This is a genomic window from Neoroseomonas eburnea (assembly GCF_018129005.1).
Classification (GTDB): domain Bacteria; phylum Pseudomonadota; class Alphaproteobacteria; order Acetobacterales; family Acetobacteraceae; genus Neoroseomonas; species Neoroseomonas eburnea.
Map to the genome: position 1 here is coordinate 65,906 of NZ_JAAEDL010000026.1, position 12,791 is coordinate 78,696.

At 72.0% G+C, this 12,791-nt stretch carries 19 protein-coding genes; 3 read left to right on the plus strand and 16 right to left on the minus strand.

The window, feature by feature from the left end:
• Positions 1-2 precede the first annotated feature (2 nt).
• The 9 genes from GXW74_RS21490 to GXW74_RS21530 all read right to left on the minus strand — a co-directional run bounded on the left by GXW74_RS21490 (position 3) and on the right by GXW74_RS21530 (position 6,413).
• Positions 3-731 carry a DUF6441 family protein gene (locus GXW74_RS21490; RefSeq protein ID WP_211848611.1) on the minus strand — a complete coding sequence of 243 codons (729 nt, stop codon included), beginning with the start codon at positions 729-731 and terminating at the stop codon, positions 3-5.
• Complete coding sequence (locus tag GXW74_RS21495; protein ID WP_211848612.1) at positions 728-1,048, minus strand: phage holin family protein; 321 nt, start codon at positions 1,046-1,048, stop codon at positions 728-730. The genes GXW74_RS21490 and GXW74_RS21495 overlap by 4 nt, the downstream gene beginning before the upstream one ends.
• An 8-nt stretch (positions 1,049-1,056) precedes the next feature.
• Positions 1,057-1,365 carry a head-tail joining protein gene (locus GXW74_RS21500; RefSeq protein ID WP_211848613.1) on the minus strand — a complete coding sequence of 103 codons (309 nt, stop codon included), beginning with the start codon at positions 1,363-1,365 and terminating at the stop codon, positions 1,057-1,059.
• On the minus strand, positions 1,362-1,553 hold the full coding sequence (locus tag GXW74_RS21505) for a hypothetical protein (RefSeq protein ID WP_211848614.1): 192 nt from the start codon (positions 1,551-1,553) through the stop codon (positions 1,362-1,364). The genes GXW74_RS21500 and GXW74_RS21505 overlap by 4 nt, the downstream gene beginning before the upstream one ends.
• The gene (locus GXW74_RS21510; RefSeq protein ID WP_211848615.1) at positions 1,516-1,749 is read right to left on the minus strand and encodes a hypothetical protein; all 234 of its coding nucleotides are present in this window, start codon (positions 1,747-1,749) and stop codon (positions 1,516-1,518) included. The genes GXW74_RS21505 and GXW74_RS21510 overlap by 38 nt, the downstream gene beginning before the upstream one ends.
• Complete coding sequence (locus GXW74_RS21515; RefSeq protein WP_211848616.1) at positions 1,746-2,387, minus strand: structural protein; 642 nt, start codon at positions 2,385-2,387, stop codon at positions 1,746-1,748. Before GXW74_RS21515 ends, GXW74_RS21510 begins: the two co-directional genes overlap by 4 nt.
• Positions 2,384-2,734, minus strand: coding sequence for a DUF2190 family protein (locus GXW74_RS21520; RefSeq protein ID WP_211848617.1), 351 nt, complete (start codon positions 2,732-2,734; stop codon positions 2,384-2,386). The genes GXW74_RS21515 and GXW74_RS21520 overlap by 4 nt, the downstream gene beginning before the upstream one ends.
• Positions 2,735-2,814: 80 nt before the next feature.
• A complete protein-coding gene (locus GXW74_RS21525) occupies positions 2,815-4,935 on the minus strand; it encodes a prohead protease/major capsid protein fusion protein (protein ID WP_211848618.1) in 2,121 nt (706 codons plus the stop codon).
• A gap of 2 nt (positions 4,936-4,937) precedes the next feature.
• On the minus strand, positions 4,938-6,413 hold the full coding sequence (locus GXW74_RS21530; RefSeq protein WP_246523823.1) for a phage portal protein: 1,476 nt from the start codon (positions 6,411-6,413) through the stop codon (positions 4,938-4,940).
• A 79-nt stretch (positions 6,414-6,492) separates the two neighbouring features.
• Between GXW74_RS21530 and GXW74_RS21535 the strand changes: the two genes are divergently transcribed.
• Together GXW74_RS21535 and GXW74_RS21540 are read left to right on the plus strand one after the other, a co-directional pair.
• Entirely contained in the window at positions 6,493-6,738 is a 246-nt protein-coding gene (locus GXW74_RS21535; RefSeq protein ID WP_211848619.1) for an AbrB/MazE/SpoVT family DNA-binding domain-containing protein, read from the plus strand.
• Position 6,739: 1 nt separating this feature from the next.
• On the plus strand, positions 6,740-7,144 hold the full coding sequence (locus GXW74_RS21540; protein WP_211848620.1) for a type II toxin-antitoxin system VapC family toxin: 405 nt from the start codon (positions 6,740-6,742) through the stop codon (positions 7,142-7,144).
• A gap of 15 nt (positions 7,145-7,159) precedes the next feature.
• On the opposite strand, the gene GXW74_RS21545 is transcribed toward GXW74_RS21540, so the two are convergent.
• The 3 genes from GXW74_RS21545 to GXW74_RS21555 are packed head-to-tail and all read right to left on the minus strand — an operon-like array spanning position 7,160 to position 8,354.
• Positions 7,160-7,396 carry a phage head-tail joining protein gene (locus GXW74_RS21545; protein ID WP_211848621.1) on the minus strand — a complete coding sequence of 79 codons (237 nt, stop codon included), beginning with the start codon at positions 7,394-7,396 and terminating at the stop codon, positions 7,160-7,162.
• On the minus strand, positions 7,396-8,004 hold the full coding sequence (locus GXW74_RS21550; RefSeq protein WP_211848622.1) for a hypothetical protein: 609 nt from the start codon (positions 8,002-8,004) through the stop codon (positions 7,396-7,398). The genes GXW74_RS21545 and GXW74_RS21550 overlap by 1 nt, the downstream gene beginning before the upstream one ends.
• On the minus strand, positions 8,001-8,354 hold the full coding sequence (locus tag GXW74_RS21555; protein ID WP_211848623.1) for a hypothetical protein: 354 nt from the start codon (positions 8,352-8,354) through the stop codon (positions 8,001-8,003). Before GXW74_RS21555 ends, GXW74_RS21550 begins: the two co-directional genes overlap by 4 nt.
• A gap of 115 nt (positions 8,355-8,469) precedes the next feature.
• Between GXW74_RS21555 and GXW74_RS21560 the strand changes: the two genes are divergently transcribed.
• Positions 8,470-8,841 (plus strand): VOC family protein, encoded by a 372-nt coding sequence (locus GXW74_RS21560; RefSeq protein ID WP_211848624.1) that lies wholly within the window; start codon positions 8,470-8,472, stop codon positions 8,839-8,841.
• A gap of 16 nt (positions 8,842-8,857) precedes the next feature.
• Here GXW74_RS21560 and GXW74_RS21565 read toward each other — a convergent pair whose 3' ends face one another.
• The 4 genes from GXW74_RS21565 to GXW74_RS28120 form a co-directional block, all read right to left on the minus strand.
• Complete coding sequence (locus tag GXW74_RS21565) at positions 8,858-10,780, minus strand: phage terminase large subunit family protein (protein ID WP_211848625.1); 1,923 nt, start codon at positions 10,778-10,780, stop codon at positions 8,858-8,860.
• A gap of 25 nt (positions 10,781-10,805) precedes the next feature.
• On the minus strand, positions 10,806-11,321 hold the full coding sequence (locus GXW74_RS21570; protein ID WP_211848626.1) for a MerR family transcriptional regulator: 516 nt from the start codon (positions 11,319-11,321) through the stop codon (positions 10,806-10,808).
• A gap of 90 nt (positions 11,322-11,411) precedes the next feature.
• Positions 11,412-12,269, minus strand: a complete 858-nt coding sequence (locus GXW74_RS28115; RefSeq protein WP_246523825.1) for a DUF3489 domain-containing protein — start codon at positions 12,267-12,269, stop codon at positions 11,412-11,414.
• 106 nt (positions 12,270-12,375) lie between these two features.
• On the minus strand, positions 12,376-12,791 hold a 416-nt coding region (locus GXW74_RS28120), incomplete at its 5' end, for a hypothetical protein (protein ID WP_246523827.1).

Genomic DNA, 12,791 nt, shown 5'->3' on the forward strand with positions numbered 1-12,791 from the left:
GCTCACGGCGCCACCCTCCCGCTCTCGCGCTCCCAGGCAGCGACGAACCGTCCCGGCAGCCGGCGCAGCCCGCGTTCGGCGGCACCCTTCACGTCCAGCCGCTTGGCCAGCTTCACCTGCGGCAGCAGCAGGAACATCGGTAGCATGCCGCGCTGGAGCATGCCGCGCGCCCAGGCCTCGCGGCCCTTGCGGTTGCCGGTGCCGATCTCGGTGAGGCCGCCGGCGATCAGCCGGGTGCGGCGGCGCTGGCCGGTCTGCTCACCCTGGCGCAACGGCAGGCACCACACGAAGCCACGGCCGGACTGGAACGGCCGCAGGAAGCTCTGCCCCGAGGCGACCATCTGCGCCGGCGTGACCCGCATCCCCTTCTCGCCGCGGCCGCGGCGCCCCCGCGCCGCATTGAAGCCGGTCGGGATGGCGAGGAACTTCCGGCCACCCTTGGCGCGGATCAGCGCGCCGCGCTCGAAGGCGTCGATGACGTTCGGCACCTTGGTCCAGACCAGCCCGGCAGGACGCAGCGACTGTCCCGAGCGCGGAAACACCTGGGACCGCCAGGCATTGGCGATGCCACGCGCGTTGCCGCCGAAGCTGCTGGTCACCTGCCGCCGCAGCTCCTGCTTGACCTGCTCGGTTTCGGCGCGGATCGCCGTCATCGCCGCCCGCTCGCCGGCCCGGACCTCGGCGGCGAGCACCTGCCGCAGGTCGCCGACGATGCGGGCGCTGAGCCTCACGGCGCGCCGCCGCCGGGCGGCAGGCCAGTGCGGTGGCGGATGATGGCGACGGCGAGGTCGTGCAGCGCGGCTTGGCCGAGGTAGCCGAACACGAAGGCGAAGAGGAACCGGCCGTATTCGTTGAACTCGAGGAAGCCACCGAGGGCATAGCCGGCGCTGCCGACCAGCGCGGCGGAGGGCACCTCCCAGGCCAGGCACCAGCCAAACCGCCGGCGCTCGGGATTGTTCCAGCGCACGAAGCCACCGGCCAGGCCCGCCGCGGCGCCGAGCAGCAGGTCGCGCAGGATCTCCAGCAGGGTGAGGGCGTTCTGCGGCATAGAGGCTCCTATCGCTGGCAGAGGACGCGCCAGGCGGTGCCGGAGGCGTCGCGCTCGGCGTGGGTGACGGTGAGAAGGTCGGAGCCAAGGGCGAAGCTGTCGCCGGCGGCGAGGTCGGGCAGGACAGCGATGGCGACCGAGAGCATGTCGGTCGCGGAGAGGATCTCGGTGCCGAAGGCATCCGCCACGCGATCGGGCGACGACCGCAAGACTCGAATACTCACTGGTGCGCCCGTACCGCCCTGGCGATAGACGGCGTCCGCCCCGAGGTTTGGATCGGCGACCAGCGCCGCCATGGCGTCGGTGAAGGCGCTCATCGTCCGCAGGCCCCACGGATGCGGGCGCGCAGATCGCCATAGTCGTCGATCATGCGCGCCAGCACCGATCCGTCTTGCAGCGCGGCCAGTTCCTCCGCCGCCCGTTGTTGGCTGCGGGCGTCATACGGCACCAGCGCAAAGCAGGCCGGCTCAGAACCGGCCGGAGCGCAGGCGCCCAGCAGCGCCATCAGCGCGATACTCGGCAGATGCCGCATCGGCTCTCTCCTTGGCCTCGAGGCTGTCCTGCGCCGCCTGGCGTTCGACATCCGCGCGACCCTGCCGCCGGCCCATGGCCAGCAAGGCGAGCACCGCGCCGCCGCCCGCGAGGATCGCCACCACCCAACCGCCGATGCGGGACCACAGGGCAGCGAGCAGCGCGGTCATGCCGGCCGCCGAAGGCGCCAAAGGAGGACGGCAAGGATGGCGGCGAGGATCACCGCGACGGCGACCATCGGCGCCAGGCTGCCGAGCGCCTGGATGGCGGGCGCGGCCTGGGCGGCGACGGTCGCCATGCCAGCCGCGCCGACCGCCACCGCGCCACGGCCCGTGCCGGTGGTGGTGGCGACCTGCCGCAGCGTCTCCGGCGCAGGCGGCGGCACGCCGGCCATCGTCAGGGCGCGGTCGATGACGGCGGCCGGATACGCCAGCCCGGCGCATTCATGGGCGATAATCGCCTCGACCATGGGACGGAGTTGATCGTGCCGGTGCAGGTCGACCGGCTCCTCGGCGCCGACGCCCATGTGCCGTGCCACCGCCGAGACATAGGCGCCGGTGTCGTTCTCCCCGGGCGGTGCCCAGCGGCCGATGATGCCGCGCACCGTCCGCAAGCCGTGGCGATCCTGATAGGTGGTGAGCAGGGCCGCCAGGGCGCGGATGCCATGCTCGTGGCTCACGAACCGGCAGAAGCGCCCGTCCGAGGGTGGATCGGCGAGACCCTGCCACTTGTTGACGGGGACATGCTCGATGTTGCCCGGATTGCGGTTGCGATAGCCCCGCGTGGCCTTGGGATCGATTCGGCTCATGCGCCGCTCGCCGGGACACGGGCCAGCATCACCCGCACCGCGGCGTCGGCGGCGAGTGCGGCGACGGTGCAGAGGCCGACCTGGAAGTTGCCGGTGGCGGTGGTGGTGATGCGGCGGTTGGTGTTGTCCCAGAACACCCGCGCACCCTGGCTGATGGCGAGCGCGGGCTCCTTGGTCAGTTCGAACTCGCCGCGGGTCTCGCAGTCGACGCTGGCGTTCTGCGCGGCGTCGGACGCCACCACCCCGAAGAAGGCGCCGACCAGCATGCCCTGGCCGGAGAGGATCCCGCCGGCATAGGGCACCACCATCGGGATGGAGCGTGCGTCGGGACGGATGCAGTTGCGCATGAAGAGGTCTCCTGAAACGCAGAAGCCGCCCCGGAGGGCGGCCTCTGCATGGGTCCAGACTGAGAGGAGAGCGGCCGGGATCAGGTGCCCGGGTTGAACCAGGCGCCGCGCCAGTCGATGGCGCCGACGCCGAAGTCGAAGATCACGCTGACCTCGACGCCGTCGGCGCCCTGCACCGGCCCGGTGGTGACCTGCGGCCCCTCCGCCCCGTTGAGGTAGCCGTAGACATAGACGGGTGCCGCGACCGGGTCGGAGAACAGGTACCAGCGGTTCGCCTGGATCAACGGCTCGATCACCGGCTGCACGAAGCCGGCAAAGACGTTCGCCTTGCCGATCTCGCTCGCCTGCACGACCACCGTCGCCTGGCGGGCGGCGAGCTCGAGGTTCGGCCCGACCAGCAACCGCATGGTCTGACCCATCGAGATCGGCAGGCCGTCGAGCGTACGCTGCTTCATGATGGCGGTGCGACCGGCGCCGATGGTAGAGGTGTCGAGCACGGTGCCGGTGCTGGCCTTGTTGGCCCGCGCGGCGCCGGTGGCGAACACCGGTGCGCTGCCGGTGGTCAGCGTCGGGCCGTCGCCATTGGCGCTGTTCACCAACTGGTAGGCGGTGGCGTTCTCGAACTCGGCGACGCGGCGGCCAATCGCCGCGGCGAAGTCGGTGAAGGCGCCGAGGTCGTCATTGACCAGCATCGGCCGCGTGACGCGGATGCGCCGCGCGAAGGTCTGCAGCAGCACGATCTCCTGGCTCTCGGACATGGTGCCGACCTGGATCTCGCCGTTCTCGGCAAGCGGCAGCAGGGTCGGAAAGTCACCGATGCGCAGGTGCCGGTGCGGCTTGAAGTCCCGGAAGTCGCGCCGGAGGAAGATCTGCCGATAGGTCGGCTGCGCCGGCTGATAGGCGGCGAGCAGCATCTTGTTGGCCGCCGCGGCCAGCAGCAGCGGGAAGTCGGAACTGGTATGGAAGGCCCGCTCGGCGAGCAGGGTCGGATTGCGCGGCACGCTCCGCTCGCCGCGGGCGCGCAGCAGCTCGCCGATCATGTCGGAGGGCCGCCAGCCCATGAACTCGGCGTGACGGCCGGAGCGACCATTCTCCCCCTGCGGCCGGTAGCCGGGCATGGCGCGGGCGGCGAGCGCCTCGGCCATGGCGTCGAGGATCTGCGCCGGGTCGTCGTGGCTCGGGCCGGTTTCGGGGCGGGCGGGGATGGAAGGACGCGGGCCGTGCGCGACGAGGGCATCGAACAAGGCGCGGCGGGCCTGGTCGCCGGTCCAACCCTGGGCGATGGCCTCGGCACGGATCGGGGTGATGCGGTCCGCCGGCAGCAGGGCGCGGGCCGCCTCGACCGCGGCGTCGATGCCGGCGATGCGCTCACGCTCGGCGCGCTGCGCCTCGGCACGGACCGCGTCGAGATCGGGCGGCGCAGCGCGGTTCGGCTCGGGTGGCGTGGCAGGCGCGGACGCGACGGCCGGTGCGGGGCTGGTGGTCACGGTGGTCTCCTGGGGCGGGGTGAGCGGCGCGGACGGCGCCGGCGCGGCCGGGGCTTCCGGCGTCGTCTCGGGCATGGGTGGATCCTCGTCAGGCAGGGCAGGTTCGATCGCCGGCGCGGGGAGGCCCTGTTCCCCCTGCGCGCGCACCGCCGCATCCCGATCCACCGGGACCGGCACGACGGAGATCTCGAAGGGCTCCCAATCCACCGCACGGTGGACGGTCTCGCCGGTGGCGGCGTCCGGCCGCGGCTGGTAGCGATGCACGCGATAGCCGACGCTGACCGCGCGCAGCGTGCCGTCGGCGATGCGCTGCCAGACCGGCTCGACGTCCGCGGCGGTGCTGAACTGCAGCGTGGCGTAGCCGCGGCCGCGCTCGAGGCGGGCGGCGGTGACGCGGCCGAGCACGTCGCGCGCGCCGCCGCGGCGGTGGGTGTCGAGCACCGGGGCGCGGCCGGAGCGCAGCGCCTCCATGCGCACGGCGTTCGGCGACATCTCCAGCTCCTCGGTGATCAGACCGAGGGCCGGGACGAAGTTGCGGGCGCGGGCGCCGGTGCTCCACACCACCTCGACGGTGCGGGCGGCACGGTCGACGGTGGCAGGCGCGGTGATGGCGCGCTGCGCCAGGATCAACTGCCCGGCGGCGGGACGTCGATCCGGCGCAGCAGCAGGCTCCGGCGCGGGGTCGCCCCCGCCCGGTTCGATGATGTCCGTCATGGTCAGCCCTCTACTGGGGTCTCGCGCGGCGGGGCCGCAGCGCCGGTGGCGGCGATTTCGACGGCGGCCATCTGCGCGGCGTCCTGCGCCGCGCCGGACTTCGCGACCCGGCGCGGGTCGGTGTCGAGCGCGAGGCCAGCGTCGTCGAGCAGCGCATTCGCCTCGCGGATCATCTCCACCGCGGCCCGGAAGTCGTAGCCGAAGGCGCCAGCAGCCTCGGGTTGCGGCACGAAGCCGGCACGCACCTGGGCGATCAGGGCGGTGGTGTCCTTGAGCGGATCGATCATCTCATGGGCAGGCGGGACGTGGCTCACGCCGTCCGGCATGTCCGCCCCCCACAGCCCGAGCAGCGCGCCCTGCTGATGGAAGCGCTTGGCGATCGGGCGGACCAGCATCGGGATCAGCATGCCGTACTGCACCTGCTCGCAGAGCCGGCGGAACTCGATCTTGCCGGCGCGGAGGGAGGAGTAGTTCGCCTGGGTCAGGTCGCCCGAAACCTGGTCGTAGGTCAGCCCGGCGCCCACCGCGGCCGCCTCAAGAGCGCGGCGGGCAAAGGCGGCGTGACTGCCGCCCCCACTCGGGTTCACCACCTCCACGCTGCCCATGCCGCGGCGATACAGGATCATGCCGGGCTCGAAGCTCTCGACCGTCCGCCCCTGGGCGTCGCGCAGCAGGCCGGCGGCGGCACCGGTGAGGGCCTCGTCGCCTTCCTCCGTGACCACCGCGGCTAGGCAGGCCTCGATCTTGGCCTTCATCAGCAGCGCCGCCTCGTAGTCGCCGAGGTCACGCAGGCGCAGCAGCACCGGGGCGAGCCAGGAGACGTCGCGCAACTGGCCGGGCCGGCGCTTGCGGTAGACGTGCAGCACGTCGCTGGCCGGGATGCGCTGGCTGCTCTGCCAGGTCGCCCCCGGTAGGATCCAGGCAGCGCCGGGATGCACGCGGTGCAGCCAGTAGCCGATCGGCGCGCCGGCCTCGCCGAGGGCGATGCCCTGGATGGTCGGGGCGCCGTCGACCATGCCGTTGCGGCTCGCGTCGAGGTGGTCGCACTCCAGCACCTGCAGCCTGAGGCCGATCGGGTTGGCGGGCGATGGTGCCACCATGAGGAAGCGGACGAAGCACTCACCGCTCTCGACCACCGCCCGCATCACCAGCGCTTGCAGCCCGTAGAGGTCGAGCCGGCCCTCGGCGTCGCAAGCGGTGCTTTCCGCCCAACGCTGCCAGGCACGGCTGTGGGCATCGTCGGGCCATCGCGTGGTGATGCCGGCGCCGATGGCATTGCCGGTCCACAGGTCGACGATGCGGCTGGCATAGGGATCGTTGCGGACGGCATCGCGGGCCCGCCGCGCCACGGTGGCCGCCGCCACGCCGATCTCGGCATTGGCGCTGCCGCCGGAGGGCGCCCAGGCGGAGGCGCGATGGTCCTGCGCGGCAGCGTAGCCACGCAGCACCTGCCAGGCTGCACGCAGGCGTTCCATCATCCCGCGATCTCCACTGGAAGCCGCCCGCACGAGGCCTTAAGTAAGACTCGAGAAGATTGCGGTATTACAGGAGCACCCCATGGCCACGACGGTCACGACCAAGGGTCAGGTCACCATCCCCAAGGAGGTCCGCGACCTGCTGGGTATCAAGCCGGGCAGCGCCGTCACCTTCGAGGTCGCCGAGGACGGCCGTGTCGTTCTCAACAAGGCTGGCCGCCACGGCCCGGCCACGCGCCCGCCGAGCCGTTTCGCGAAGCTGCGCGGCCGGGCCAGCGCCGGCATGACCACAGAGGAAATCATGGCGCTCACGCGCGGCGAGGAGTGAGGTGACCCTCGTCGATACCAATGTCCTGCTCGACCTGGTCACCGACAATGCGGACTGGGCGGAATGGTCGCAGCGCCAGCTTGAGGCCGCGGCGGTGCGCGGGCCGGTGCTGATCAACGATGTGGTCTATGCCGAACTCTCGGTGGGCTTCCTGCGCATGGAGGAGGTCAACGAGGTCCTCGCCATCGCTCAGGTGGAGACCGCCCCCATCTCGCGCGAGGCGCTGTTCCTGGCGGGTAAGGTGTTCCAGCGCTACCGCGCCGGCGGCGGCACCCGCACGGGCGTGCTGCCGGATTTCTTTATCGGGGCGCATGCCGCGGTGGCGCAGCTGCCGCTGCTGACCCGCGATGTCCGCAGGTATCGCACCTATTTTCCCCCCGTGCGGCTGATCGCGCCGATGGACTGATGTGCCGGCCGCCGATCACCGACCGCCGTCGCGGCTGAAGCTCGCCACGGTCACCGAGGGCCTCCTCGCCGCGGCCATCTCGGCACCGCGGAGCACCGCCAGTGCCCGGCCGAGCTCGTCGAGGCTGCGATACTCCACGGTGCGGCCATCGAAGGTCACGCGCGTCGTGCCACCGGTGTAGGCCGCGGCCAGCACCGAAGCTCGGCCGCCGGTAGGCTGGGCCAGCGCCCAGGCGAGGACATTGGGATCCATCAGGCCGCCCGCAGCGTCGGCAGCGGCGCCGCCGCGTTGACGAGATAGGACAGCCCGACGGGCGGGTTCGGCATGATCGGCAAACCGGCCTGGTGGGTCAGCGCCGCGAAGAACCCATTCTCGCTTCCGGTGGTGCCACCGCCGGCGCCGCCATCCGCGGCGGCCGAGCCCAGCAGCAGCGTGTTGCCGCCGCTGAAGGCCTGCGTACTGGTGCCGCGCACCGAGGGCGCCGCCGAGAAGCACAGCAGCAGCCACCAGATCCCGGTCGGGATCCAGCGCGGCTGCGCGAAGGGACAGAGCGCGTTGCCGGCGGAGGTGGTGTCGGCGTCCACTGCCGGCTCCTCGATGAGGCGTCCGGGATGCCCCGTTCCATCGTTAGCAGCCAAAGCCATGCGCAGCAGGCCCGCAGCACCGGTGGTCACGCTGACGGCCATGGCCGAGAACAGCCCGGGCCGCGCAAGCATGTAGGGGACGCAATACAGCCGGTTCGCCGTCATCGCGACGGCGCCACCCACGGCGCGCGCATGCTGCGAGGCATAGAACCGGCCCGACACGTAGGGCAGCATCGTCGGTGCCGGCGGCAGGTAGTGCTGGAATAGCGCGGTCATGCGAAGGGCCGGATGCCGAGGGTGAGCAGCCGCTCCGCCGCCTGGTTCACCGGCGCGGCGGCGAGGCCGGAGCGCAGGCGCAGCCAGCGCCAGCCGAGCAGCAGGGTCGGCGGCAGGGTGAGCGCCCGGCCAGCGGCGACCGTCAGCACCACCTCGTTGCCGAGATGGTCGTAGAGGTCGGCCCAGGACGTGGGTTCGCCCTCGTCGAGCGAGCCCTGTAGGGTGAGCGGGGCGTCGGTCCAGGCGGCGGGCAGCAGCAGCAGGCAGATGCCATAGCCGACGCTGGCGATGGGCGTGCTGAGCGCCTCGCCCGCCGCGACCGTGGCGCGGACGAGCACGACGGGTCCCATGGTGCAGTCTCCCTCTGCTGCGTAAAGGCGCCCCGCGGCGCCGGGCCTCGCCGCGGGGCTGCGCTGGCGCCGGCCGTGGCCGCACCCCAGATGCCGCCGTACAGGAGGACGCCCGATGACGATCACCCTCAACCACACCATCGTGCCGGCCCGCGACAAGGTGGCGGCCGCTCGGTTCTTCGCGGATATCTTCGGCCTTCCGTTCGACGATGCCGGCGGTCATTTCGCGCCGGTGCGGGTCAACGACACGCTGACGCTCGACTTCGCCGACGCGGCAGGGCCGATCCGTAGCGAGCACTACGCTTTCCACGTCAGCGACACCGAGTTCGACGCCATCCTGCAGCGCGTGAAGGCGGCCGAGCTCGCCTTCGGCAGCGGCCCGCACAGCCTCGCGGACGGCAAGCTGAACGACTGGAACGGTGGACGAGGCGTCTACTTCAAGGATCCCGACGGCCACGTGCTCGAACTGATGACCGCGCCGCAGTGACGGACGGTCCCGCCTCCTAGCGCAGCCAGCCGTTGCGTGGCGCGAGCCAGCCGCGCGGGCGATGGGCGGTGGGTGCAGTTGCGGCCGTCGCCGGTTCGGCCCGCGGTGGCGGCGATGGGTGAGCGACACTCCCGGCGGCGGGAAGCTCGTTCCGCCGCAGCGGGGCATCGGCGATCTGGTCCCGCAGCTGCTGCCAGAAGCGCTCGCCATAGCGGTCGGCACCGAGCAGCCAGAGGGCGGCGCGGGCGAGCACGGCGCAGTCCAGCGCTTCGTTCCGTTCCCTGAGCTTCGCCCATTCCTGCCGCGCGAAGCCGCGGCGGTCCTTCGTCGTGCGCAGCTGCTCGGCGACCAGCTGCTTGATCCACTCAGCCTCGATGCCCTGCGGCAGGTGCACCCATCCGGGTGGCAGTTCCTCCGCGTCGCCGCGGCCGAGCCAGAGCCGGCGATAGAGATCTGCTTTCCATGTGGAGACCGACACCGTCCACAGCTTCAGGCCCCGCCGCAGCTTCTGGCCATTGACCAGCGCGTCCACTGGCGTCGGGCCCTGGACCGGCTGCGCGCGGTTCCAGCCGTCGATGCCCTTGGTCGGCGCGATGCGTGGATCCCGCAGGCGGCGGAGATGGCCATAGACGGCGGCGGTGTCCCGGCCGCCGGTGTCGACGCAGAGCCGGGCGATGCGCATGGCGCCACCACCATGGCGCGGCCAATCGCGTGCCAGCAGTTTGGCGAGTTCGTCCCAGGGCTCGCGATCCCGCGGGCTGCCCTGGATCACGACGTGATCGACCAACCAGGACGAGAAGCCCTCCGCCCAGCCCCAGACGTCGCATTCCAGGCGATCGTCCTGCACGTCCACGCCGGCGGTGAGCACCAGTGCGCCCGTGGGCACCACACCCATGGCAAAGTCCTCGCGCCGCTCGACCAGTCGCTCCCAATCCGGCGCCTCGCCCTGCTCCTGCCAGGTCTCGCCCAGCACCGTGTTCTTGAAGGTCTTGATGTCCTCGGGCTTGCCCTGCGCCGCCTCCCACTCGCGGGCGATCTGCGCCCAGGACAGCCAGCCGACCGGCGAGTACAGCGCCGAGATGTGGAAGCCGATGGTGTGCGGATCGGCGGATTCTGCGGTGGGGCGCCACTCGCCGCCGCCCAGCATGGCGGTCTTGTCGTGCTCCTGCATCGGGTGATCGCAGGCGCAGCAGTGATACCGCGCCGTCTCCGGCGCGCCCTTCTCCCAGAGCAGCCGCTCGAATCGCAGCCACTGCATCTCCCCGCATTCGGGGCACGGCACGAAGAACCGCCGCTGGTCGGAGGCGAGATACTCCCGCTCGATGCGGCTGCGGCCGGCGATGGTCGGCGTGCTGACCAGGAAGGCTTTGCGCCGCCAGCCGAATGTTCGGGCGCGGGCCTCGGCCAGGGCAATGGGGTCGCCCTCGCCGGCGACGTCGCCGGGATAGGCGTCCACCTCGTCGAGGAACAGGAACCGCGCCGTCATCGAGCGCAGCCCGACTGCGCTGTTGGCCCCGGTCAGCACCAGGATGCCGCCGGGGAATTCCTTCGACAGCATCGTGTTGCCGCTGTCGCGAGCCCGCGCCGGGGCAACCCGCTCCCGCAGCGCGGGCGTTTCCTCCAGCAGCGGGTCGATGCGCTGGCGCGAGAAGCGCTTGGCCAGTTCCACGGTCGGCTGCACCGCCAGTGCCGGTGCTGGCACATGGTGCATGATGTAGCCGAGCCAATTGTTGCCGCTTTCCGTGGCGCCGACCTGGGCGCCCTTCATGAAGACGACGCGCCGAGCGGGATGCACCGCCGACAGCGCGTCCATCACATCCTTGAGGTACGGCGTGCGGCTGGTGCGCCAGGGGCCGGGTTCCGCCGAGGCGCGGCTGCCGAGCATGCGATGGCGCTCGGCCCATGCCGAGACGGTGAGCTGCGGCGGCGGACGCAGCATGGCGCCGACACGATGCCGGACATGGCTACGCGTCCGGGGACCGATCCCCTCCGAGGCCTGCGGGATCGAAGCGATCGGCCGCCTCCGTCAGCAGGTCGTTGATGTGGCTCTGCAGGATGGTCTGCAGCAGGTGCGGATCGACGCCCAGCTCGGCGGCGATCAGGCCAGAGACGCGGGCGGGCCAGTTCAGCAGCGCGTCGCGCATGGTGCTGCCGATCTCGTCGAGCGCGGCATTGGCCTCGGTGACATCGACCAGGCGGCGCTTGGTCTCATCCAGCGAGAGGCGCTGCGCCTCCACCTTCAGCGCGAGCTGCGCGACCTTCAGCCGGGCGAAGGGCGTGCCCTCCGCGCCGGCGCCACTGGCCAGGGGCGAGCGGACAGGATCGGCGGTCTCGGTCAGGCGGCGGCGGGTCTTGTCGATGTCCCACTGGCCGTCCGGCTCGCGGGCGATGCGGCCCGCCCGTTCGGCCTTGTGGATGGCGGTGTCGCTGACGCCAAGGCGACGGGCGGCCTCGCGCGTCGAGGCGGTCAGTTCCGGCATGGCGGCGACCTCCCGCCGCGCGTGATGCTCACAACAGGCAAGGGCCCGCTACCCTGAGGCAGCAGGCCCTCGACGTGGCCGGCGCGGCTGTCAGGCCGACAGGTGGTAGACCGTGTAGGAGCCGCGGGCGCCCTCCCTGTTCGGGCCGACCTGGCGGATGCGCTCCAGCACCTCGACCGCATGGCCCTTCTTCTTCAGGCCGGCGAAGAAGCCGCGGACCGTGTGCTGCGCCCAGCCGGTCGCCTCGGCGATCTGCGCGACCGTCGCCCCCTCGGGGCGGCGCAGCATGGCCAGGACCTGCTCCTGCTTCGTGCCCTCGCGCGGCTTGCGCGGCGCGCCGGGCTCGCGGGCGATGCGGGCGGGCTTGCCGGCGAGCAGGGTGCGCAGGGCTTCCATCGGCGCGTCCAGGGCGCCGATCATGTCGCCCTCGCGGTTCGCCTCGTCGTCCCAGGCAGCGAGGATCGCCGCGGCGGTGTCGCGCAGGCTGGTGCGCGGCGTGGCGGCGCGCGCCGCCAGGGCTTGGTCGAGCAGGGCGATTTCCTCCGCCAGGGGCGCGACCTGGGCGCCTTCGGCGACCGCGGCGTCCTGTGTGGCGGGCTCCGCGGCCGGCGCCACCGTGGGCGCCGTGTCGGGCACGCTGCCCTCGATGCCGGAGCAGTCGGGCTCGCCGGCCACCGCGTCGCCCTCATTCGGGTCGATGCCGATGGCACGCAGCCCCTCGTCCGTGACGCGCGCCACGATCCAGGTCCCATCCTCGTCCTGGCGCCAGCCAAGGCCAACATGCTCCCGCGGCGCGTTGATCTCGGTGAGCAGGTTGTTCTTGATCAGGCTGCGGAACACCGTGTTGCGGGCCGCGGCCGGCAGGGTCTTCGGCGCGCGGGCCAGCCCCATCTCGTGCTGCGCGGCGGCGCTGAGGATCACGCGCTGGGTGTCGGAAAGCTTGGTCATCGTGGTGGTCTCCGGTTCCGGGTGCCGACCATCGGCCCCTACTGCCGGGAGCCCCGCCGGCGTCGCCGGTCGGGGCGGTGCGGGGGCGGCCCGCGTCGGGTTCCCATCAGAGGTCGTATTCGCCGCGGCGGAAGTGCTGGTCCGCGATGTCCTTCAGCTTCGCGGTGGCATCCGAAAGCCAGGCTGCTTCGCCCCAAAGCACCGTCTCGGGGTCCGCGCCGAAATGGTCCGCGCTGGCCTGGGTGAGTTCCGCGAGGAGGGCGTCGAATTGGGCCTTCTTCGCGAGGAAGGCGGCCAGGCTGCGTTCCTGGTTGCGGGCAGCGCGGGCTTCGCGGTCGGTCATCGTGGTCTCCGTCTGTTGCTGCAGGGCATCCCCTGCGTGTGACGGACCATTCGCGCTGTGCCGCACACGAGCCAAGCAAGATGCGGCGGCGCGGAATTGTTGGGGTGGATGGCCCCCTACCGGCATCTTGGTGCCAAGCTGGCGGCTGTCAGCAGTCAGCGAACGGGAGCCATCCGCCA